Origin of the sequence: Dyadobacter sp. (assembly GCF_017744695.1) — a bacterium.
GTDB lineage: Bacteria > Bacteroidota > Bacteroidia > Cytophagales > Spirosomataceae > Dyadobacter.
The window spans coordinates 784518-807190 of the sequence record NZ_JAGIAS010000001.1 but is presented as its reverse complement, the minus strand read 5'-3'; the positions used below and the strand labels follow the sequence as shown (position 1 = coordinate 807190).

Annotated in this window: 17 protein-coding genes; 13 read left to right on the top strand and 4 right to left on the bottom strand. The window is 52.3% G+C overall.

The window, feature by feature from the left end; genetic code table 11:
- Together J7619_RS03090 and J7619_RS03085 are read left to right on the top strand one after the other, a co-directional pair.
- Positions 1-618 (top strand): DUF4159 domain-containing protein, encoded by a 618-nt coding sequence (locus J7619_RS03090; protein ID WP_291193852.1) that lies wholly within the window; start codon positions 1-3, stop codon positions 616-618.
- Between the two features lie 153 nt (positions 619-771).
- Positions 772-1755 carry a MoxR family ATPase gene (locus J7619_RS03085; protein WP_291193849.1) on the top strand — a complete coding sequence of 328 codons (984 nt, stop codon included), beginning with the start codon at positions 772-774 and terminating at the stop codon, positions 1753-1755.
- Between the two features lie 19 nt (positions 1756-1774).
- On the opposite strand, the gene J7619_RS03080 is transcribed toward J7619_RS03085, so the two are convergent.
- The gene (locus J7619_RS03080; protein WP_291193846.1) at positions 1775-1990 is read right to left on the bottom strand and encodes a hypothetical protein; all 216 of its coding nucleotides are present in this window, start codon (positions 1988-1990) and stop codon (positions 1775-1777) included.
- Between the two features lie 106 nt (positions 1991-2096).
- On the opposite strand from J7619_RS03080, the gene J7619_RS03075 reads away from it, so the two are divergent.
- The 4 genes from J7619_RS03075 to J7619_RS03060 are packed head-to-tail and all read left to right on the top strand — an operon-like array spanning position 2097 to position 7995.
- Positions 2097-3005, top strand: a complete 909-nt coding sequence (locus J7619_RS03075) for a DUF58 domain-containing protein (RefSeq protein ID WP_291193843.1) — start codon at positions 2097-2099, stop codon at positions 3003-3005.
- Positions 3005-4129 (top strand): BatA domain-containing protein, encoded by a 1125-nt coding sequence (locus J7619_RS03070; RefSeq protein WP_291193840.1) that lies wholly within the window; start codon positions 3005-3007, stop codon positions 4127-4129. Before J7619_RS03075 ends, J7619_RS03070 begins: the two co-directional genes overlap by 1 nt.
- The gene (locus J7619_RS03065) at positions 4122-6323 is read left to right on the top strand and encodes a DUF4175 family protein (RefSeq protein ID WP_291193837.1); all 2202 of its coding nucleotides are present in this window, start codon (positions 4122-4124) and stop codon (positions 6321-6323) included. Before J7619_RS03070 ends, J7619_RS03065 begins: the two co-directional genes overlap by 8 nt.
- Positions 6324-6360: 37 nt before the next feature.
- Positions 6361-7995, top strand: coding sequence for a hypothetical protein (locus tag J7619_RS03060; RefSeq protein WP_291193835.1), 1635 nt, complete (start codon positions 6361-6363; stop codon positions 7993-7995).
- Between the two features lie 18 nt (positions 7996-8013).
- On the opposite strand, the gene J7619_RS03055 is transcribed toward J7619_RS03060, so the two are convergent.
- The 3 genes from J7619_RS03055 to J7619_RS03045 are packed head-to-tail and all read right to left on the bottom strand — an operon-like array spanning position 8014 to position 13657.
- On the bottom strand, positions 8014-10629 hold the full coding sequence (locus J7619_RS03055) for an FtsX-like permease family protein (RefSeq protein WP_291193831.1): 2616 nt from the start codon (positions 10627-10629) through the stop codon (positions 8014-8016).
- 48 nt (positions 10630-10677) lie between these two features.
- Positions 10678-13311, bottom strand: a complete 2634-nt coding sequence (locus J7619_RS03050; RefSeq protein ID WP_291193828.1) for an ABC transporter permease — start codon at positions 13309-13311, stop codon at positions 10678-10680.
- 1 nt (position 13312) lies between these two features.
- Positions 13313-13657, bottom strand: coding sequence for a PadR family transcriptional regulator (locus J7619_RS03045; protein WP_291193825.1), 345 nt, complete (start codon positions 13655-13657; stop codon positions 13313-13315).
- Between the two features lie 192 nt (positions 13658-13849).
- On the opposite strand from J7619_RS03045, the gene J7619_RS03040 reads away from it, so the two are divergent.
- The 7 genes from J7619_RS03040 to J7619_RS03010 all read left to right on the top strand — a co-directional run bounded on the left by J7619_RS03040 (position 13850) and on the right by J7619_RS03010 (position 22671).
- A complete protein-coding gene (locus tag J7619_RS03040; protein WP_291193822.1) occupies positions 13850-14368 on the top strand; it encodes an RNA polymerase sigma factor in 519 nt (172 codons plus the stop codon).
- Positions 14352-15128, top strand: coding sequence for a HEAT repeat domain-containing protein (locus tag J7619_RS03035; RefSeq protein WP_291193819.1), 777 nt, complete (start codon positions 14352-14354; stop codon positions 15126-15128). Before J7619_RS03040 ends, J7619_RS03035 begins: the two co-directional genes overlap by 17 nt.
- A gap of 190 nt (positions 15129-15318) precedes the next feature.
- Positions 15319-16107 carry a DUF4097 family beta strand repeat-containing protein gene (locus J7619_RS03030; RefSeq protein ID WP_291193816.1) on the top strand — a complete coding sequence of 263 codons (789 nt, stop codon included), beginning with the start codon at positions 15319-15321 and terminating at the stop codon, positions 16105-16107.
- A gap of 23 nt (positions 16108-16130) precedes the next feature.
- Positions 16131-16829 carry a hypothetical protein gene (locus tag J7619_RS03025; RefSeq protein WP_291193814.1) on the top strand — a complete coding sequence of 233 codons (699 nt, stop codon included), beginning with the start codon at positions 16131-16133 and terminating at the stop codon, positions 16827-16829.
- Between the two features lie 312 nt (positions 16830-17141).
- Complete coding sequence (locus tag J7619_RS03020) at positions 17142-17732, top strand: RNA polymerase sigma factor (protein ID WP_291193811.1); 591 nt, start codon at positions 17142-17144, stop codon at positions 17730-17732.
- A gap of 280 nt (positions 17733-18012) precedes the next feature.
- Positions 18013-18987 (top strand): FecR family protein, encoded by a 975-nt coding sequence (locus J7619_RS03015; protein WP_291193808.1) that lies wholly within the window; start codon positions 18013-18015, stop codon positions 18985-18987.
- 156 nt (positions 18988-19143) lie between these two features.
- Positions 19144-22671, top strand: coding sequence for a SusC/RagA family TonB-linked outer membrane protein (locus J7619_RS03010; RefSeq protein ID WP_291193805.1), 3528 nt, complete (start codon positions 19144-19146; stop codon positions 22669-22671).
- The last annotated feature ends 2 nt before the right edge of the window (positions 22672-22673 follow it).

Sequence of the window (22673 nt, the reverse complement as noted above, 5' to 3'; positions counted from 1 at the left end):
TTGAAACCTTTTTTCTTCACCAGAATCCAATACACTTCCGGTAACTGGGATACCGACCAGCGAATGCCGTCCAATTTGCTGCATTCGCTGGTCGAGTACACCACCATACCGGTCGACGAGAAGGAAAAAGTAGTGCAATTGAGCAGCAACGAAATATTCAAAAGCCCGTTCTGTTACCTGAGCGGGCACAAACTGGTGGAATTTTCGACCCAGGAAAGAGACCATTTCAAAAGGTACGTCCAGAATGGGGGCTTCGTGTTCGTGGACGATTGTAATCACGATATCGACGGGCTTTTTGCCAAATCGTTCGAGCAGGAAATGGCCCGGACGTTTGGCCCGAAAGCCTTGCAGAAAATTCCGAACACCCATCCTATCTACCACAGTTTTTTCAAATTCGACGACGGCCCGCCGACCACTTCCTTCGAGCTGAATGGCTGGGGCGACGACCTCGTGCACGATTACCTCAAAGCCATTACTATCAATGGCAAAATCGGCGTCCTTTACAGCAACAAGGATTACGGCTGTGAATGGGATTACGATTTCCGGAATAAACGGTTCCTGGCGGTTGACAATACGCGGTTTGGGGTGAATATTGTGGTGTATGCGTTGACGGGATAGGAGCGGCTGCGGCGCGACCGCCGACCATGGACCGCCGACCGCCGATTGCGGTATGGCAGCTTTTGGGTTTAGGCGGATAAATAAAATAAATGTCAATGATCGCAAGTATGTGATCGGCCGTCGGCGGTCAGCGGTCAAAAAAACGTTCAAAATTTGGAAACCTCAACGACAACTTCACATTACCGCTCGCTAGTGGCCAAATTGCCGCTTCTCAAAGCCGAAATAGCCAAAGTGATCGTCGGGCAGCAGGATGCTATTGAAGAAATATTGATCGCATTGCTTGCATCCGGCCATTGCCTTTTGGAAGGCGTGCCGGGTCTTGCTAAAACGCTCATGGTTAAGACGATGTCGGAAGCATTGCATATGAGCTTCCGTCGGATCCAGTTTACGCCCGATCTGATGCCGGGCGATATTGTGGGTACCGAAATATTGGAGGAAGACCATGAAACGGGAAAGAAGTTTTTCAAATTCAACCGCGGGCCGCTATTTGCCAATGTGGTGCTGGCCGACGAGATCAACCGGACACCGCCCAAAACGCAGGCCGCATTGCTTGAAGCGATGCAGGAAAAAAGCGTTACCTACGGCGGCGAGAATTACGCATTACCCAACCCTTTTCTGATCATCGCGACACAAAACCCGATCGAACAGGCCGGGACTTACCCGCTTCCCGAAGCGCAGCTCGACCGGTTTTTGTTGTATATCAAACTCAGTTATCCCAGCGAGGAAGAGGAGTTGGACGTATTGCGGACTACCACCGGTACCGCTCGGCCGGAAATCGGACGGATATTATCGGATACCGAAATGGCCGACCTGCAAAAGCTTACGCGCCAGGTACATATTGCGGATGAGTTATTGGTTAAAATTAATACGTTGGTACGCTCCACGCGGCCTGAAAACACTTCATCGGAATACGTAAAAGAATGGTGCGACTGGGGCGCGGGCCCTCGTGCGGGGCAGGCGCTCGTATTATGCGCGAAAGCGCGAGCGGTGCTGCATGAGCGGTTCTCAGTGATTCCTGAGGATATTCGCGCGCTGGCATTCCCGGTGCTGCGGCATCGTATTGCGATGAATTTCCGCGCCGAAGCGGAGGGTATCACCAGCGACCACGCGATCCAGGAGTTGTTGAATGGGTTGTAAGCGGCGCGTCCGATTGTTGTTACATCCCTGACGGGATTTTAGAGTCGGTTGTCGTGGTTACTGCTACCAATATTACATCGCTAACGCGATTTGCGCAGCAAGCCACGGAGCGGCTGCCTGCTTGTAGCAGCAAAATGGAAGCATTGCGGGAAAGGCTCCGGAGGAGTCGCCTGAATACCGACGAAAGTATGCGAGCGCGTTGCTCATATTCGCTGATGGTAATGCCGTCAGGCATGTAACATTGGTAGAAAACAAGACCTAAACCCGGCGTGAAAAATGCCGTCAGGCATGTAACAACAAAAACGATCGCGAACTTCTGTCAGAAACAACGATAACAAACAATGCAAAAAACAACCGGATTACTGGCATCCAGCCTGATCAAACTCAAAAACCTGCAACTGACCGGAAAACTGGTGAGCGAGGAGCTGATGCTGGGTATTCATTCCAGTAAACGGTCGGGAATAGGCATTGAATTTGAGCAATACCGGCATTACGAACCCGGCGATGATCCGAAGCGCATCGACTGGAAGTTGTTCGCGCGGACCGACAAGCATCTCGTCCGCGAGTCGTCGACCGAAAGCGACCGGCAGATCAGGTTTGTGCTGGATTTGTCGGGATCCATGAATTATACCGAAAACGGTGTGAGTCGCCTGCAATATGCGCAAATCGTGCTGGCATCGCTCGCGTACCTCTGCTATATTCAGAATGACCAGATGAGTTTGTACGGATTAACCCAGGGCCGTGTGGAAACGATCAGCGGAACGGGAGCAGCATCGTCGGCGCGGCAGGCATTTCAGAAAATACTGGTAGGGTTGGAAAAAGCAACCGCGGCAGGTTCGTGGGGAACCCCGGTGTTGAACCAACCCCGGCGCGGACCGGCAGAATTTCAGTCCAAAAAGAAAGAACAACTCATTTTTGTGAGCGACTTGCTGCAAACCAACGACGAATGGTTATCGTGGATTCGCTCGCTGGCGGGGCCCTATCGGGAAATTGCGATCTTTCAGATACTCGGCGACCAGGAAATGGAATTTGATTTGAAAGGTTTTTACCGGTTCAAAGACCTGGAAAGTGAGCAGGAAATAGAGCTGGATGCGGAAACCGTGGGCGCGCAGTTCAGGACATCGATGCAAAGCTATCTGGCCGGTTTGAAAACAGCATTGCAAATCCCGCACGTGCGTCTCGTACGGGCGCGTATGAGCGATCCCGTGGGGATGGTATTGAAAGCATTTTTAACCAGACGAAAGGGCTGATGGCATTTTTGCAACCATATATGCTTTGGGGAATGCTGGCTCTGGCGGTACCGGTGGCTATCCATTTCTGGTACCAAAAGCGGGGCAAAACCATTGAATGGGCGGCCATGCGCTGGCTTGGAGCGCAAACTACGCTGCAACATCGCGGTCTTCGGCTGAACGAGCTGTGGCTGATGATCCTGCGTTGCCTGCTGGTAGTACTGCTCGCATTGATATTGAGTAAGCCCGTTGCCGATTGGTTCGCACATACGGGTACTTCGGAAGTGGTCCATCTGGTACAGGCCGACCGGCTCGTGACGGAAACCTATCGCTTCGAACTTGAAAAAGCGCAACAGAACGGCGAATCAATTTATTGGCTCGGTAATGCGCCCGGATTGGCCGGAGATCTTTCTCAAATACCTTCCGATTCGCCAGGTTTGTCTGTTATTCAGCAGAATATCAATGTATTGTCAGGCGGCGGTGCACGAGCTTTTAAGCTGTATTTTCGTAACGATATTGCAGTGACTGCTTTCCCAAAGGTTTACGTTCCCGGCGCATACCAATTGTTTCCGGCTGCTGATTCTTCGAGCAGCAAGCTGTTTTCACTCCGGAATAAAAAGCCGGTTTATAAAAGCCTGGTGCATATTCTGGTAGAAAATGGCGACGCTGCCGAACGGAAAACCATTCAAGCCGGCCTTGCGGCGTTGGCTGAGGTGTATGGTTTTGTGTTTGAAATAGAAAACAAAAAAGATGCTGACAAGCACTATGACTGGATTTTTACCAATAATCCGATATTTCATGCAGAAGCCGGAACCAGATATATTATCTCGGGGGCGGTACCGGAATGGACGGCACTGGCATCGGCCACGTTTCTTCCGGATTCGTTGAAACCCAACAGTTCCGAACTGGTCGAAAGCGGCAGATTCCCGCAGTGGCTTGGTGATCTACTGGTCAAAGATTTGAAGTTTCAACAGAATAGCGGTCGACTGAGTAACGGACAGTTGGCCGCATTGTTTGATCGTGTGGACGCTGCCGGTGTGCATCAGGAAGCCGCATTACGGCCCTGGCTCTTGCTCGGGTTGATGTTATTGCTCACTGCGGAGCGCTGGCTGGCGTTGCGCAAAACAGCGGGAGGCAATGGCTGATTTACAAAAACGGATCAAATCGGTGAACATGCAAATCCAGTGGGTGGCGATTGGCAAGTGTTTTATGCTGGGCCTCGCTTTCAGTTCGCTGGCGAGGGCGCTGCCGGGCGACCATCCATGGCTGGAATCAATGATCAGCGGGGTGGGTTGGCTGATCGGCATTTTTCGAACGAAAGCATTTACCGACCGGAAACGCGATGCCATCGCCCTGCTTCACCGGCATAACCCGGGCCTGGAATACAGTCTGGACCTGCTCAACAGGCTCGACCTGAACCTCGTAGAACAAATGCAGCTCGAACGGATCGTAGGCAGGGACGCGTCTGTTCCACGCCGGGAAGTGTTCCGCGAGGTGTGGATTTACTTCGTGATATTGTTGCTCGCCTGGGGCGTTTATTATGGTGTTAACCGTTTGACAACACATGGTAATGTACCCGAAAAAGCAGTGGCATCGCCATTAGTTTCAACCCGAAATGCACCACCGAAAGCGCCTGAATACCGTACCGCACGGGTGAAGGTGACACCGCCCGCATACACCGGACTGCCTTCAGGGGAGTCTTCCGATTTGAATATCAGTGCGCTGGTGGGTTCGACGGTAGAATGGTCGGTGGAGTTTGCTCGCACAGAGGGCCTCAAAGTGCACATGGCCAACAGCCGGGGAGAGGAGCTGGTTTTGAAGGAGTCGGGCGGCACATTTGTGCTTCGCGACCGCATTGCCGGCTCAGGGCTGTATTCGATCAAGGGGTACTGGAAGGATTCGCTGATATACCAATCGGATTTTTATAAACTCGAAGCCTTGCCCGATCTGGCGCCGCGTATCGAGCCGGCTTCAAAAGAATTGTACCGCTACCATTTTCTCAAAGACCCGAAAAATATCAGTATTTCAGCCAGAATATCAGACGATTTCCGGGTTAAGCAGGCTTTCATAGTGGCTACCGTGGCGCGCGGATCGGGTGAGAATGTCAAGTTCCGCGAGGTCCGTATGCCGCTCAGCCCGTCCGATTTCAAGGAAGCAAACATTCGGAAAACTATCGATCTGAAAGCGTTGAATTTCACCCCGGGCGATGAACTTTACTACTATTGGGCAGCGACCGACAACCGGCAGCCGGAAGCGAATTTTAGCAAATCGGATACGTATTTTGTTGTGTATAAGGATACTGCGAAAGTTGAGGAGGCGGAGCTTGCGACCATGGCAGTGAACATTATGCCGGAGTATTTCCGTAGCCAACGGCAGATCATTATCGATACCGAAAAGCTGATTGCCAAACGTAAAAAGATCAAAACCGCCGAGTTTAACGCGATCTCCAACGAAATTGGCTTTGATCAGAAAGTGCTCCGGCTGCGTTACGGGCAATACCTGGGCGAGGAGTTTGAAACCACGATAGGCGGAGATCACCCGGCGGCGGATGACGGTAATGTCATCGATGCCTTCACGCATCATTCGGATGGCCAGGGTGAGGGCGCGGAGTCGCGCGTAGGGGAGCCCGCCCACGCGGATACGCATGCACATGAGCACCCGCATGAGCCCGCGGGAGAAAAAGACCCGCTCGCGGCTCTCATGGAGCAATACACGCACGCGCACGATGACGCGGAAACGAACACGTTCTACGAGCAATCCACGCGCAGCCTTTTGAAAATGGCTTTGGAACAAATGTGGCAGTCGGAGCTGCATTTGCGTACGTATGAGCCGGAGAAAGCGCTTCCATTCGAGCACAAAGCATTGGAATACCTCAAAACCGCTCAACAGAAGGCGCGAACCTACGTGAAGAAAAGCGGGTACGACCCGCCGCCGATCAAGGAAAAGGAGAAGCGCCTGACGGGCGAACTGAAAGACCTGTCGACGAAATGGGATTTTGAAAAGGAGTTTAACCCAAAACAAACCGCCACGCTGGCGGCTGCATTGCTGGGCTACCTGGAAAAGGATAGGTTACCCAAATATGAACAGGCCAAACGGGCTGCATTAAGCTCGGAACTGGTACAGCGGCTCATCGAAAGTGGCCCGTTTAACGGCGGTTTGCAAAACTGGAACATGACGGCGGCCCTGCAAAAACTCGCCGCCGGCAGGATATTGAGTGACGCCGAAATGGCGGATTTGAAGCGGGACCTGTATAAACGTACGGATGCCACATTGCAAAACCGCTCGCTATGGTCGGGAGAGAAAAAGTTGGAGGCCGCATTCCGGAAAGCACTGCGTTAGACCCTTTCAAAGAATTTAGCAAGAACTGAACACCTGAATGATCCGTACCGATTTCAACTGGACCGAACCTTTGAATTTAATGCTAGTCGTGGCCGTGTTGGGCTTGCTGCTACTGCAATGCGGGCTGCTCTACGCAAGGCACCGGCATTCGGGGCGATTCGGTATCCGGGCGACTTTGAATGCGGTGCTCTGGCTAAGCGTGGTAGTATGGATGCTGGATCCATATTTTAAAATGGGCAACACTTCAAAAACCGGGCTGCTGGTTGCCGATAATGTGCCTTCCGTCATTGCGGGGCACATGCGCGATAGCCTGGCCGCCGCGGATATGATCCCGGTGGATGAAATTGCCGACAGGCCCGTGGACACGTTGGTGATAGCGGGTCAGGAATTCGATGACGCGGTTTTTAAATCTATCCGACAGTTCCAAAACCTGCCTGTTTTGCATTGGAAGCCGTGGTTTGCACAGAATACGCTCAGCGGCCTGCATTGGAAAGGGATATTGCGGAAAGGCGAAATGCAGCGGATCGACGGCCACATTCATGCAACGGGTAAGAAGACATTGCAAATACGTTACGCAGGCCAGACGCTCGACAGCGTAATCCTGAACGCGGGCAGGAACAATTTCAGGCTCACGTTTCCCGCATTCAGCGAAGGCCGTACGACGACGACCTTGCATCTTGACGGGGAAGCCATCGACACCCTCCGCTTTTTCGCGCAGCCCGAACAGAAACTGACCATTCGCTTCCTCCTCGATAACCCTGATTTTGAAACGCGTAACCTGGCAACCTGGTTGGGTAAGCAAGGCCATGCCGTGCTGTATGAATCCTTACTGTCAAAAAATATCCGCACCAGACTCACGATCAATCGGGCCGCCGAACCTGACCTGCTCGTAACAACGGCTTCAAACGCTGCCGATGCGACTGTGAAGAAGGCGGTGAATGCGGGGAAAAGTGTACTTTTTATCCAGCTGGGCGACCCGGCTACCGAACTCCGGGCGATCAACAACGCATTGGACACGCGTTTTCAGGCGATGAAAATTGCTAATGAGGAATCGGTTGCCGTATCCAATTCCCTGACTGCATTACCTTTCCGCTTCGAGCTGCACAGTTTGCAGGTACGTGCGCCGCATTACCCGGTGGCAACTGAAGAGATGACCGGCAAAGTCGCGGTGAGCTTGTTGAATGAGACGTTTCCAATGCAGCTATCGGGCGATAGCATTGCTTATGGCAAGATTTGGAACGAAATCCTCGCATACGTGCGTCCACCGCAGGGAGGGCTGATCGAATGCGGTGCTCCGGTTTTTCAAAATGTGCCGGCTGAAATGCATTTGAACAACTTTCTGCCAGTTCGGCAATTCCTGACGATCGGTCAGGACACCGTTTCGACGACTACTTCCGCATTGAACGATCGCTCGGCAGTTGCTCATTTTTTACCGGTGCGTAGCGGCTGGCAATCGCTTCATGATTCAGCGGGTACCGAATTGTACGTACAGAACTACTCAGCGTTGCGATATGCCTCCCGCATGCAGCATTTTATTCAATCCACACAAAAAAATACCCCCAATCCCAATCCGAAAGGAGAGGCTGTCCCAACGAAAAAACTCCCTGGATGGGCTTGGTTCTCCTGGTTGATGCTCTGTCTGGCCGCGGTTTGGATCGAGCCGAAGCTGTGACAGTGTCGCCTCGCCAAGTTATTCTGATTTCAATGATTGTGTAGGGTTGGTTAGTGCCGCGCGGACGGATTGGAAACTGATGGTAGCTAGCGTAATAGCGATTGTTGCCAGCCCAGCCCCGATGAAGATGCCTGCCCCGATGGTGGTGCGATAAGCAAAATGATCGAGCCAGCGCGCCGTGAGCCACCATGCCAGCGGACAGCCAACAGCAATCGCGACCGCGACAAGCACGAGAAATTCACGCGAGAGCATCGTTACTACGCTGCCGGTGGTGGCGCCTAATACCTTTCGCACCCCGATTTCCTTGCGGCGACGTTCGGCCGTGAATGCGGCCAGACCGAATAGTCCCAAACAGGAGATCAATATCGCCAGAACGGCAAAATACCTGGCCAGTTGCGCCACAAGCTGCTCCGACGCATATTGAATCTGATAGTCGCGGTCGAGAAACGCATAGTCGAATGCGTAGCCGGGATTGAAGTTCGCGTAAAAGTCCTTCATTCGCGCAATGGTGGCGGGTACCTGTCCGGCCTGAATTTTGACGGTGGCGAGCATGGTTTCCTGCGGCGATAGCCTGAAAATGAAAGGCTTGATGGCTTCGTGCAATGAGTTGAAATGAAAGTCCTGGGCTACGCCAACAATATGGGTTTTTGAACCGTCGACCATAATCTGTTTGCCGATCGGATCGGTGATGCCCATCTGCCGCACGGCGGTTTCATTTAATACCACAGCCGCTGTATCCGATCCGAAATCCTTCGAAAAGCTCCTGCCGGCGATCATACGGATGCCCAGCGTTTCGGTCAGGCCGTAGTTGACGGGCATTTTATAGAAACGGATCTCGTCTTTCTGGTTTTTGCCGTCCCAGCGCACACCGGCCGACGGCAGGAATGCCGGCAGGATGATTTTTTGCTGGATACTCGACGCATTCACGATACCGGGCAGTGTTTTAAGCCTTGCCAGAAATGCCTCCGTTTGCGTTGCTGCGCGCCCTTCCATTTCAAAGTACACGATATTGTCCTTTTCGTAACCCGGGTTTTTGGACTGCACGTAATCGATTTGCTTGTATACGACCACAACCGAAATAATGAAGATCACCGAAACCGCAAACTGGAACACTACCAGCCCTTTCCTCACCCAGAGCTCGCCCATGCCATGCAATAGTTTGCCTTTTAAAGTGAGGGCGGGATTAAATCGGGACAGGTACAATGCCGGGTAGCTGCCGGCGATCAGGCCGGTGAGGAGCAGGATAATGGCCAATGCAGCGATAAACTGCCCGCTGAAATGTAAGGTCAGCTGTTTGTTAGTGATTGTATTAAAATAAGGTAATACTAGCCAAACAGCCCCCAGCGCGATGATCAATGTTATAAAACTCATCAGGATCGACTCGCCGAGGAACTGGAAGATAAGCGTTGCACGTCCGGCGCCCAATGCTTTTTTGACACCTACCTCTTTTACCCTTACGGATGCCTTGGCCGTAGAGAGGTTCATGAAATTGATGCAGGCAATGATCAGAATGAATACCGCAATCGCGCTGAACAGCCGTACATACTCGATCCGCCCGCCCGACTGCACGCCATTCTCATACTGGCCGTAGAGGTAGCCATCGGCGTATTTTTGGAGGAATAATATCGCATTGGGGTCATTGAAGCGCTTTTGGGCGTAATCCGCCAGTTTTGCTTCCAGCAGATGCTCGTCGGCGCCGGGTTTCAACACGAGGAAGTTACGGAACGGGCCGGTGGCGGTGTTGGGCATGCTGCCCTGGGGCAATATGTCGTCCCAGGCGCTCAGGGGAATCAGCAGCTCAGACTTTTCGCTGGAATTATGCGGCTGGTCCTGGAAGACACCGGTCACCAGGCATTTGCGGGAAAATGCCTGCCATTTCCATTCCACAACCTGGCTCATCGCTTTTTCGGCGGACCCGAACAGGCGTACGGCCATTTGCCGGGAAATCGTCACTGTGTTTTTGTCGGTGAGTACCGATCGGGCATCGCCTTGTATCAAGGGGAAGGAAAATGCTTTGAAATAATCGGGGCTTACGAAATTCCCCTCCGCGCTCACGGTGCGCCCGTCCGCTGAAAGGCTGAATTTCTGAAACCAGGCGGGAGGCGTTGTACAAACAGCCATTTCCACTTCGGGCATATCCCCGGGAAGGAATTCCCTCAGTATCCCACCGGTACCGTCGGAGGTTACCAGCTTGTCACCACTTTTTTCGTGGACCATCACTTTATAAAGGCGGGCTCCTTTTTCGTGAAATTGGTCGAAAGCGAGCTCATCGGCTACCCAGAGGTAAATAAGCAATGTGCACATGAGGCCGGTAGTCAGCCCGACGGCATTCAGGAATGTGAACTGGCGGTTTTTGGCAAAATGCCGCCAGGCATAGGTAAGGTAGTGGTTCAGCATGGCAGGACTCAGGTTGGAAACAGTCGGGTATGGGCCGGGACTTTTTTTCGTGAAATAGGGGGTGAGATGTCGCAGGGCCGCCCACGCATACTCGCGTCGCGCCCGCGCTACGCCCGCCTCATGTGCGCGGCGCAGGAAGATTTCTTCCAGGTTGCCCTGAATATCTTCCAGGAAACGCGGATTTACAAACTTTTCGAGCAGGTAATCTGCCCAGCGGGGCGGACGATGTGCAGGCATTTGAAAATTTTTTGAAATGATCCGATGGTTTGCGACAGCAATAAGGCACTATTCCGATCTCAGGCTACGGATAGGGTTTGTCGTAGCGGCTTTGATGGCTTGAAAACTGACCGTTAGCAGGGTGATCAGCAGCGTGCCGAGGCCCGTCAGCGCGAATATCCACCACGAAATGTTGGTACGGTAGTCGTACTTCTCCAGCCAGCCATTCAGGAAATAATAGGCGACTGGTGTCGCGAGGAGGAATGCAATGCAAACGAGTATGACAAAATCGCGCGATAGCAGGCCCCATACGCTCATTACCGTCGCTCCAAGCACTTTCCTGACGCCGATTTCCTTCGTACGCTGCTCGGCGATGAACGATGCCACGCCGAACAGGCCGAGGCAGCTGATCAGCACAGCCAGTACCGAAAAGAAAGTAGTGAGCTTGCCGATACGTACTTCGTCGGAGAATTTGCGGGCATACCTTTCATCTACAAATTCGTATTCGAACGGGGAGCCCGGATCGTATTTCTCAAAAATCGTTTTGATCTTTTCCAGGGACACCGACGGGCCCACCGCGGGGTTGAGGCGAATGTTGACCAGGCTTCCCTGACCGGCTGAAAGGCAGAAAAATTGCGGCCTGGCAGGTTGGTAAGGCGAGTTTACGACAATGTCTTTGATTACTCCGACGATCTTGTAGGGCTTTTTGAACCAGGTCAGCGGCTCGTCGACGGGATGCTGCAAGCCCATGAACTTGACGGCCGCCTCGTTGACGACCAAAGCCACCGAATCAGTCGCAAACTCCCGGGAAAAATCACGGCCCTGGGTGAACTGCCAGCCAACGGTTTTCCCGTAATCATAGGAAACCTCGTCGAAGGAGAAGTCGACAGACTGTTCCGGATCCTTGCCTTTCCATTCGAAACCGCTTGTGGATGACCACGTTTCGGTAGCAGGGCTGCCCGATTCGGCCATTTCAGTGATGGCGCCACTGCTTTTTAGTTCATGACGGACGGCTTCGAAATGCTTGTGAATATCGTCTGTCGCCATGAAGACGGATATGAGCCCGTCGCGGCTGTAACCTACCGGACGGTTCTTGGCAAACTGGATCTGGCGGAATACCACGGCTGTTCCGATGATCAGGATGATCGATACCGTAAATTGTATTACTACCAGTACTTTTCTTGGGATGGAGGCGAAACGACCGGCGCGGAAAGTGCCTTTCAATACCTTCACAGGCTGGAACGAAGAGAGGTACAATGCAGGATAGCTGCCTGCGATCACAGCCGTGACAATACTGAAACCGATGCCTGCCAGCCAGAATTCCGGCCGCGACCACGGCATAACGATTTTCTTATCGGCCACTTCGTTGAAAAACGGCAGGCACAGTACTACGAGCGCAATCGAAAACACGAATGCGAGGCCGACTACGAGAAAGGATTCGGAGAAAAACTGCGTGATCAGCTGGTTGCGCACTGATCCCACGGCCTTGCGGATACCTACTTCCTTCGCACGTTTTTCGGAACGGGCGGTGCTCAGATTCATGAAATTGATGCAAGCCAGTAATAAAACGAATAAGCCGATGGTGCCGAAAAGCCACACAAACTCAATGCGCCCGCCGACGCGATGGCCTTCCTTGAACTCCGAGTAGAGATGCCAGTCGCCCATCGGATTCAGGAACACGTCCGGTTTGTATTTCAATTGTTCTTTGTTGATATTTCTTTTCTTAATATCCCTGATGCGCGCAGTAGCCTGGTCGATATCGGCGTTGTCGATCAGCTGTACAAAGGTCTGGTAGGCGTTGGGACGCCAGGGGTCTTCCATGGTTTTAAGCCACGGATTGGCGATGATCATCAGTTGCCAGGGCATCATGAACGACATTTCGCGGAAAGTCGTATTGTTCGGAAAATCGGCGTAAACGCCTGTGACTTTCACATTCAGGTTGTTGTCTATCTTGATGGTCTTGTCGAGCGGATTGATATCGCCGAAATAGGCCTTCGCAACCGATTCGGAAAGCATGATCGAATAGGGGTCTTTCAAACCTGCCCTTGTGCCGTGGATCATACGCAAGCTTAGCATTTCGGGCGCATCGGGCTCGATATAGGCCCCGTTTTTATTAAATTTCCGATCGCCGGTAGCCAGAATATGTTTGCTGTTCGAGGAAGTCATGATCACGTATTTGAAATCGGCACCGTAATTGCGCCTGATCTCGTCACCGATGGGAAAGGGGAGGGAGGTTTGGGTACCAACGTGACCGTTGAACGTCTGATGCTGCCAGACCTGGGCAATGCGGTCGTGGTTTTCGAAATGCTTGTCAAACGAAAGTTCGTCGTAGATCCACAGGCCGATCAGGATAGCCACGGCCATTCCCATAGCCAGGCCAGTGATGTTGATGAAGCTGTAAGCCTTGTTTTTGCCCAGCGTGCGGAGCGAGATTTTGAGATAGTTTCTGATCATGGCAGGACTGAAAATATAAGTGGGGGAATAGGTACGGGGTTTACGTTTCATGAAATACGGGCGTAAGTAGCGCACAGAGGCAAGCAGGTACCGCAGGCGCGCCTTGCGTGTGCTTTCCTGCCGCGCCCGCGCCGCATACACTTCGTGCAGGTCGCCCAGGATGTCTTCCAGGAAATGCGGAGCGATGATGATTGTCAGCAGCCGGTCGACCCATCGGGGCGGACTGTTGTGTTTCGGCGTCTTTTCCATATCATGAAAAGCTGAGTTTGGGTTGCAGCTTTTCCGCTGGTATCGCCTGCCAAAGCTGCTGGCGGATCTCGTTGATCTCCTGTAATGCGCGGTTGCCATAATTGGTAATGCTGAAAAAGCGCTTGCGCCGGCCGCCGCGTTCGGCTGTGGCGCCGCCCATCTCGGAAGTAAGGAATCCTTTTTCTTCGAGACGGTATAAAGTGGCATGCACCGCGCTCAGCGAAATGGAGCGGCCCGTGTATTCCTGCACGCGCTCCCAGATCGTCACCCCGTAGGCTTCTTCGCTGCAACCGGCGACGACCAGCAGGACGATTTCTTCAAATTCTCCGAGAAAAGTTCTTTTCATAACCAGGCTGCTTATTAGTTATAATAATGCAAAACAAATACTTTGCCAGCGCTCAAAAACGCTCCTGTACCCCTTTGCGCCGCGTTTTAACGTGGCGACCCGTGTCCGATACCGGACAACAATGTTCGGAAATAAAATTTTTTTCGTAAATCCTGTAACGTTTCCGGAAGCCGGTCGTCTATGCCATTGAATATGGATTTACAAGCCTTCAACCAACGCATTCTGCCCGTTCAGGGGCGCCTGTTCCGACTGGCGCAAATGTTTCTTCGCAACCGCGAAGAGGCAGAGGATGCCATTCAGGACGTGTTCCTGAGACTTTGGACCAACCGGCAGCAGCTGGAAAGTTACCAGAGCGTGGAGGCGCTGGCGGTGCAAATGACTAAAAATCTTTGCCTGGATCGGTTGAAATCCCATCATAAGCAGAAAACGAGTCACGAAACGGATATGGTAACCATGCAGGCAGCGGACGTGTCGCCTTACCGGCAGGTCGAAAACAGCGACAGCGCGGGCCTGATGCACCGGCTCATCGGCGAACTGCCGGAGCAGCAGAAATTGGTATTGCACCTGCGCGACGTGGAGGAGTATACTTTGGAAGAGATCGAGGAGGTAACCGGGCTGAGCAATGCGAATATCCGCACGATCCTTTCGCGGGCACGGCAGAAGTTGCGCGAGAATTATTTAAAAGCAGAGAATTATGGCACTGGATATTGAAAAACTATTAGAAAGATATTACGACGGTGAAACGTCGTTGGACGAAGAGCGTGCATTGAAGCAGTTTTTCCAGAGCGGCGACGTGCCGGAGCACTTGCAGAGCCATGCGGCGCAGTTTGGCTATTTTGCCCAGGCACGAAAGGAGCAGCCTTCATTGAATTTTAACCATGAACTGGCATTAATGCTCGACCCGCCTAAGCAAGGTCCGGTGCGGCGGATCGGAACGTGGTTGTTGCGCATTGCAGCGGGCCTCGCGTTGCTGATCATTGGGTTTGGTGCAGGATGGGTATTTCAATCCCAATCTGAAAGCGGATCTGTAATGGCTGGTCTGGACGGCAAAGAGGCCGGTCAGGTGGCGGAGATGAAAAAGGTGCTTGCGTTCGAACAAATGAACAACACCTCAGCGAGCGAACGGATTCAGGCAGTGAACCATAGTTACGAGATTCCGGATGCAGACCAGGATATTACGCAGCTGCTGATTAATACCCTCAATTTCGACCCGAACGTGAATGTCCGGCTCGCAGCTTGCCAGGCATTAGCGCATTTTGCTGATGAAACGGAGGTGAAGGAAGCGTTGATCCAGTCGCTGGCGATCCAGACGGACCCTAATATTCAGATCTCGCTGATTGAAACACTGGTGGCGATTAAGGAAAAACGTGCGGTAGACCAGTTGCAGCAACTCGCCCGCAATCAGGAGGTGCTCGACGTGGTGCGGCTGAAAGCGACCGAAGGTATGGACCGTTTGAAAACCGACGTCTGAAAATGCCCTTTTTCCAGGGAATAAATTCCCAGGCCGGAAATGGTTCGGGCCGCTGGCCCTCCGCACAAATGTATTTTGGTCAGGGATTTCAATCCCTGGTTTTTGAAAAGCAAACAGTTAAAATGATATTTTAACCAGGGGTTTCAACCTCTGGGCCAACCAAGTAAATAAATCCTAATAATAAATAACCATGAAAAAAGTACTGTTAATCAGTGCGGGCTTCCTTTGGGGCCTGAGCATTGCGTGCGCCCAAAATCTCGAATACAAGGCCAAACTGGCCAATTCGAAGGATAAAAAAGTGGTGTTCGAACTTTCTTCGAGCACGGTCAAAATAGAAGGGTACAATGGCGACGAGGTGATTATCCAGGCGTCGTCGGGCTACGAAGCGCCGCCCGACCGCGCGAAGGGGCTGAAACCGCTCTATTACTCGGCTGTCGACAACTCCGGTATCGGGCTGTCGGTAACGCCCGACGCTTCGGGGCTGAAAATCGAGAAAGCGACGCGCAAGTCGGTCAAATACACGGTTAAACTGCCCCGGCAGGTAGCGGTGAAGTTTGTGGAAACCAACTGGCAGGGGGGATCAGGACTGTCGATCTCGAATATGGATGGCGACCTGGAAATCAAAACCAACAACTCGAATATTGTCCTGACCAACATCACCGGGCCTGTGGTAGCCAATACTACCAGCGGTGAAATAACCGCTACCTTCTCGAACCTCGCGCAAGGCAAGCCTACGGCCATTTCGTCGATCAGCGGGGATGTCGATATTACTTTGCCCGCGGCTGCGAAGTCGAACCTGAAACTGCGGTCGATCAACGGTGAAATGTACACGGATTTCGATCTCGGCGTGAAAAATACCAAGGATGGCATGTCGAAAGTCGGCGGGATGGCCAATGTCGACGGGGCGATCAATGGCGGGGGCGTGGAAATGACCCTGAACACGATCAGCAGCAATATTTATATCCGCAAGCAGAAATAACACCTAAACCTGCATCTATTACCATGAAAAAGCTATTGTTATCAGCCATTCTGGGCGTGATATGCGCGTCCGCTTTTGCCCAGAAAATCATCGATAAAAGCCTGCCGTACCAGCCGGGCAAGACTGTGAACCTCAATTTACGCTTCGGCGACAGCATTCGGGTGCGTTATTGGGACAAGCAGGAAGTGTCGGTGCGAATGTCCGTGAAAATCAATCAGAACAAACTGAATGACGCATTTCGGGTTACCGACATGACTACCGCCGACGAAATTGTCATTAAAACCGACATCGACAAGGAAAAGATAAAGGAGGGCAAAGGCGAGGATTGTCCGGGAGAGAAAAGCACGTGGAGCAGCGACGACGGCAAGAACCGCTATTACGTCTGCAGCGAGATCAATTACCAGGTAAACCTGCCCCGCCAGGCCAAGTTGAAACTCGAAACCATCAATGGGAATATCGATATTCAGGGCGCTACTGCCGCCGTGGCTGCCAAAACGATTAGCGGGTTTGTGGACATGAGCTGGCCGAAATCCAAAGGTGCCAATGTGGCCGTGAAAACCATTACCGGTGAAGTGTATTCCGACCTCGACATCGATTTCGGGAACAAAAAGGAAAAGAACCCGATTGTGGGCTATTTGCTCGAAGGAAAAATCAACGGCGGCGGGCCGGACGTGAAGCTGGAATCGATCAGCAACAATGTATACCTGCGCAGGAAAGACTAGTAAGGCTCGATCATGTTGTAGTATTTGAGAAGCGCTACCGGATTCCGGTGGCGCTTTTTTGGGTCGGGTGTGGTCTGGTCAGGTGTTGTCAGGTGTGGTCAGGTTTAGTCATGTGTGGGCGGATAGTGTCAGGTGTTGCTAGGCGCGTTTGATATATTATTTCAACTATTTTATAAAAATCATAATTATACTAATCTATTTGATAAAATGGCGAAATTAATCGTGCATCAAATTATAAAATCTTGAAATTTTAATGAATATGTACCTAAATTAGGGAAACAATATTTGGCGGTATAAAAGACAACCTCAACGATGGACGCGCTCGAAGAAACTGTTTTGCTGAAAGACCTGGCGTCGGGAGACAGCAAGGCTTTCGACGAGGTGTACCGTCATTACCAGGGGGAAATCAGCCGTTACGTTTTCAAATTTGTCAAATCCGCCGAGCATACCGAAGACCTCTGCCAGGAGATCTTCCTGAAAGTATGGGAAAAGCGGGAGACGCTCGCCAATCTCCAATCGTTCAGGGCTTATCTTTTCACGGTGTCCAAAAACCGTGTCCTCGATTTCCTGCGTCATGCCGCCACCGAGCGGTCGGTGCGGGAGGAGGTGATCCGCGCGTCGCTGCAACATGCCAGCCACGTGGAAGAAGCATTGCAAGCGGAAGAATACCAGCATTATCTGCAAAAAATACTCCACCAACTTTCCCCGCGCGACCAGGAGGTGTTTCGCCTTTGCCGGGAAATGGAACATTCCTATGACGAAGCCGCCGAAGTACTCGGTGTGTCGCGCAATGCGATCAAAAAGCACATGGTCAAGGCCATCAAATTCATCAAGTATTCTGCACACAAGAACTTTGGATTGTCTTTCAATTCGCTGGTTTTGTGCGTTGTTGCGGTTTGGTGAACTTAGCGGTCATGTATTGTCATTTGTGGTCATGTGTTGTGCGAAATGGGGCGAAGGTTCCCTTCGTGACTCTTTATTCGCAGGCCTCCGGCCGATTGATATCGCATGGTCGCCCTTGCCGTATGGATCGGCCGGAGGCCTGCGAATAGTGTGTGTGGATCAAGAGATTTGCACGAACGAGCAACAAATGACAACACCTGACTAAAATGACAAAGAATTTTTGACCGAGGGGGTACCCTAAAATCCGTATCGCCCGTCTTCACAATAAATAGCCGGAAAAATGGAGGACAAGAGATTCCTGGAAGAACTCGTCAAACGTTACGTCGCCAATGCATTGAGCAGGGAGGAGCTGGATATTTTCTTCCGTTTGCTGGCCGAAGGTAAACTCGACGAACCGCTTGCCAGCCAACTTGATGAAGAAGCCGCGCCGAAAACAGAAGGCGTGAAACCATTGCCGCAAAGGCCGTGGATGGCTGTTTCCCGGACATTCCGCATTGCTGCTTCGATACTGTTGGTAATGGGCATCGGGTTCTACGTCTGGAAACACCACGCCTCCGCAATCTTTGGAAATACCGTTTCTGTGATCACAGGGAAGGGCGAAAGAAAGGAAATAAGGTTACCCGACGGTTCGACGGTTTGGCTCAACGAATCGAGCAAAATGGAGTATCCCTGGCATTTCGCGGAACGTCAGCGGAAGGTCGTGTTGCTGGATGGCGAGGCTTATTTCGACATCAAACGGGACGAGGCAAAGCCGTTTTTCGTGGAAGCTTCCGGTACGACTACCCGTGTGTTGGGAACGGCATTCAATATCCGGTCGTATCATTTTTTGAAAAGTATATTGGTTACCGTTACTCGCGGGAAAGTAGAAGTGGAACGAGCGGATGGTGCAGCGGGACCGGAACGGAAGATATTGTTACCCAATGAGCAGGTGTCTTACGATGTTGGCACCCGCGAGATTAAAAAAGTAAATGTGAACAGCGCCAATGCCGTGGCGTGGAAGGAGGGCAGACTGCTGTTCGACAATGAGAGCTTCGCCAACGTAATCGCGATTCTGGAAAATAAATTCGATGTAAAAATTCAGGCAGAGGAATCGATACGGGAATACCACATGTCTGCCGAATTTGCCTCAACCGACTCCCTCCCCCGCATACTCGATCTGCTATCGCTTGCCAACAACCTGGAATACCATTTGGAAGACCATCAAATAACGCTCAGCAAAAAAAGAAGACCCATTTTGAACCCGGTGCCTATGTAATGAACGACTGCCCTTCAATGCAAAAAAATCCGGCAAGCCGAAGCCTGCCGGACTGAGTGATAGTGAAAATCAGAACGTAACGCCAATCACTGACTGATCTTGCTATCCGGAAGCTGGAATTCATGTTTCACGATTAACCCCAACTCATTCAAAGGTATGAAAAATTGTACCAGAAGTTTACTGTCCATACACAAATGGACATGCCTGACCACGTTCTTCTTACTTTTCGTGCTGCTGGTAACGCTGCCCTCCGTCCGGGCGGGAGCGGATGCCGGGCAGAGTCTTCAGGAAGTGACGATCGACCTCACGCTCCGCGACCGGAGCCTGAAAGAGGCGTTCAACCTGATCAAGAAAAAGACCGGCTTCAAGTTTGTGTATAATGAAGAACTCGTAGCGCCGTATCGCGTCAACATCGACGTGAGCCGCAAGCCGGTGGACGAGGTGCTCGACGAACTGCTCGGCCCCACGCGCCTCGACTACCGCGAGCAACGGGGCACGGTTGTAATCGTTGAAAAAGAGATCAAAACAACGGGCCAGATTCAGAAAACGGAAATCCTGCTGGCGTCGCTCGTGCGCCCGGCGGACCGTGAAATATCAGGTGTCGTGACCGACAATGACAATGGCGAGGCATTACCGGGCGTGGCGGTGCTTGTGAAAGGCACCTCGACCGGCACGATTACCGACATGAACGGCAAGTACATCATTAAGGTATCCGATTCCGGCGCGCCGGTGCTCGTGTTTTCGTATGTGGGCTATGTGGCGCAGGAAGTAGCGGTAGGCGGGCAGTCGGCGATCAGCATCAAGCTGGCGAGCAGTACGAAGCAGCTGAACGAGCTGATGGTCGTGGGATACGGTACGCAATCCAAGGAGGAGTTTACGGGTTCAGCGGCGCGGGTTTCGGGAGACAAATTGAAGGATATGCCGGTACAGAGTTTCGACCAGGGACTGGCCGGGCGTGCTACGGGGGTGAGTATCGGCCAGCCGAACGGCGTGCTGAACAACCCGCCCGTCATCCGCATACGAGGCATTAACTCGATCTCGCTCAGTTCGTTTCCATTGATCGTGGTGGATGGTATTCCTATTAATACGGGTGATGTTTCGGCCAACTCTACGGTGGCCAATAACCCGCTGGGCGACATTAACCCCGCGGATATCGAGTCGATTGACGTGCTGAAAGATGCCGCGTCGACGTCCATTTACGGGTCGCGCGCGGCGGCGGGCGTGCTCCTGATCACGACCAAAAGCGGTAAAACAGGCAAGGCGAAGGTGACTTATGAAGGCTGGACAGGTATGACCAAAGCTACCCGGTTGCCTACGATGCTGAACGCGCAGCAGTTTATGGATATCAAAAATGAGGGTGTGATGAATGCCAAGATCCTGGGCGGCAATGCGAACAACGACGCCGTGGCATCGGCGCTATTCTTTCCGATTATCCAGGAGGACGGCTCCATTGTGAACACGAACTGGTACGACAAGGTGTACCAGACCGGCGTTTCGCAAAACCACAGCATCAGCGTTTCCGGCGGTTCGGAATCAACGAAATATTACTTTTCCACGAATTACAGCAACCAGAAAGGGATTCTCAAAACCAATCAGTTTACGAGGAAAGCGGCCCGCTTCAATATCGATCACAAGCTGAATTCGTGGTTGTCGTTTTCAGGAAATATCAATTACAATACCAGCCTGAATGCGTCGCCCAACACCGGTTCGCTGAGCGGCAACGCGTTTGGATTGGTGGGTTCGGCGCGCCTGGCGTGGCTTTCCGCTCCGAACGTGTACGCGGTAAATCCCGACGGCTCCTACAACCTCAGCTCTTCCAACACGCTGGGCATGGGCAACAACAAAGTGGCGAGTAACTTTTACAATCCGGTCCCATTGCTGGATTTGAATAAGTATACCTCTGAAAACGATCGCATTATCGCGAATTTCGGTACGACGGTGAAGCTGTTCAAAGGCCTGCAATACAAGATGAGCTATGCGATGGACCGCCTGAAAGTCGAGAATGTGAGCTTCAACAGCCCCGTGCATGGCCCCGGCAATTCGTCCAACGGCAGCGCGACGAACAGCAGCAGGCTGATCAGCAACTGGAACTGGACAAATACTTTGAACTACCAGACCACCTTTGCGACCAAACATAACATTTCATTGCTGGCCGGCTATGATGTGCAGAAATTCGGTACATCGAGCTGGGGAGCGACCCGTACGCAGCTTTCGGACCCGTTCTTCGATGAGTTTCAGGGAAGTTACGGGCAAATCTCGCCGACCGCGAATGTGTTGACGGAGAGTGCGCTGGTGTCGGTATTTTCCCGGTTCACCTATGATTTTAGCAAAAAATATTTTTTCACCCTCAACTACCGTCGCGACGGTAACTCGGCGCTGGGAAGTGGCAAAAAATACGGAAACTTCGGAGGCGTTTCCGGCGGTTGGAGTGTTTCGGAGGAGGATTTTTACAAGAATTCCAAACTGGCCGACATCATGAGCAGTGTGAAGCTACGTGCCAGTTGGGGGCGTGTGGGTAACTCGGGCGTGAGCGCATATGGTTCGCTCGCGCTGTACGAATCGAACCTTTACGCTGCCGTGCCTACATGGAATTTCAGCCAGGGCGGCAACCCGGACCTGGGTTGGGAAACGAGTAACCAGACCAACGTAGGTGCCGATATCAGCTTCCTGAACGACCGCATTACACTCGAAGCTACTTACTATGCCAACAGCGTCAATGGATTGATCCTTAATGTGCCTCAGTCGCCCTCCAAAGGTATCCCTGGCGATGCGATATTCATGAACATCGGCGCGATGTATAACCACGGTATCGAACTGGGTGTGAATGCCAATATCATCCGTAAAGGCAAGCTGAGCTGGAATGCGAGTCTCAATTTTACCCATAATAAAAACAAGGTCACCGAGCTGTACGGGCAGGGGACCGAGCTGGTGGGGACGACTTCCACGGCGGCGGAGGCGACCAACATTACCCGCGTGGGCTATTCGGTAGGAAGTTTGTACGGAGCTAAAACGGACGGTGTGAACCCCGAAAATGGCCAACGCATCTTCATCAACAAGGCGGGCGAGCGTGTGCAGTATAGCCACGTGGTCCCTGCGGGTGGAAGCCGCTGGACCTATCTGGATGGCTCTCCTGCACCTGCTATCGCGGTGGACGACTACTATTTGCTCGGCAACGCGCTGCCAACATATTATGGTGGTTTTATCAATAATGTCAAATACGGGCAATGGGACCTTGGCGTGAACTTTACCTACTCGGGGGGAAACCTGGTGATGAATGGAACCAAGGCCACGTGGCGCGACCAGCGTTTTTGGAACAACACCACGGAGGTACTCAACCGCTGGACCACGCCGGGGCAGGTGACCAACATCCCGCGCGTCGTGTACGGCGACTTGCTTTCGAACGGTTCGTCGTGGCCGATCTCCGAGAATGCCGAGAAGGGTGATTTCCTTCGGTTGCAGTCGGTTTCGCTGGGGTATCGTGTGCCTGGGCCGATCCTGAGCAGGCTGGGGCTGAGTTCGGTGCGGTTGTATGCGCAGGTTTTCAATGCATTCATCCTGACAAAATACACCGGTACCGATCCCGAGATTTCGGTCAACGGTAACTCCAACACGACCCCGGGCGTGGAGAAAAACTCCATTCCGCAAGGCCGCACGTTCACATTTGGTTTAAACCTCGGTTTCTGATC

Coding starts and splice junctions, on each gene's coding strand:
- J7619_RS03080 (WP_291193846.1), bottom strand. CDS start 1,990: ATGCCTGACGGCATTACCATCAGCGAATATGAGCAACGCGCTCGCATA.
- J7619_RS03075 (WP_291193843.1), top strand. CDS start 2,097: ATGCAAAAAACAACCGGATTACTGGCATCCAGCCTGATCAAACTCAAA.
- J7619_RS03070 (WP_291193840.1), top strand. CDS start 3,005: ATGGCATTTTTGCAACCATATATGCTTTGGGGAATGCTGGCTCTGGCG.
- J7619_RS03065 (WP_291193837.1), top strand. CDS start 4,122: ATGGCTGATTTACAAAAACGGATCAAATCGGTGAACATGCAAATCCAG.
- J7619_RS03060 (WP_291193835.1), top strand. CDS start 6,361: ATGATCCGTACCGATTTCAACTGGACCGAACCTTTGAATTTAATGCTA.
- J7619_RS03055 (WP_291193831.1), bottom strand. CDS start 10,629: ATGCCTGCACATCGTCCGCCCCGCTGGGCAGATTACCTGCTCGAAAAG.
- J7619_RS03050 (WP_291193828.1), bottom strand. CDS start 13,311: ATGGAAAAGACGCCGAAACACAACAGTCCGCCCCGATGGGTCGACCGG.
- J7619_RS03045 (WP_291193825.1), bottom strand. CDS start 13,657: ATGAAAAGAACTTTTCTCGGAGAATTTGAAGAAATCGTCCTGCTGGTC.
- J7619_RS03040 (WP_291193822.1), top strand. CDS start 13,850: ATGGATTTACAAGCCTTCAACCAACGCATTCTGCCCGTTCAGGGGCGC.
- J7619_RS03035 (WP_291193819.1), top strand. CDS start 14,352: ATGGCACTGGATATTGAAAAACTATTAGAAAGATATTACGACGGTGAA.
- J7619_RS03030 (WP_291193816.1), top strand. CDS start 15,319: ATGAAAAAAGTACTGTTAATCAGTGCGGGCTTCCTTTGGGGCCTGAGC.
- J7619_RS03025 (WP_291193814.1), top strand. CDS start 16,131: ATGAAAAAGCTATTGTTATCAGCCATTCTGGGCGTGATATGCGCGTCC.
- J7619_RS03020 (WP_291193811.1), top strand. CDS start 17,142: ATGGACGCGCTCGAAGAAACTGTTTTGCTGAAAGACCTGGCGTCGGGA.
- J7619_RS03015 (WP_291193808.1), top strand. CDS start 18,013: ATGGAGGACAAGAGATTCCTGGAAGAACTCGTCAAACGTTACGTCGCC.
- J7619_RS03010 (WP_291193805.1), top strand. CDS start 19,144: ATGAAAAATTGTACCAGAAGTTTACTGTCCATACACAAATGGACATGC.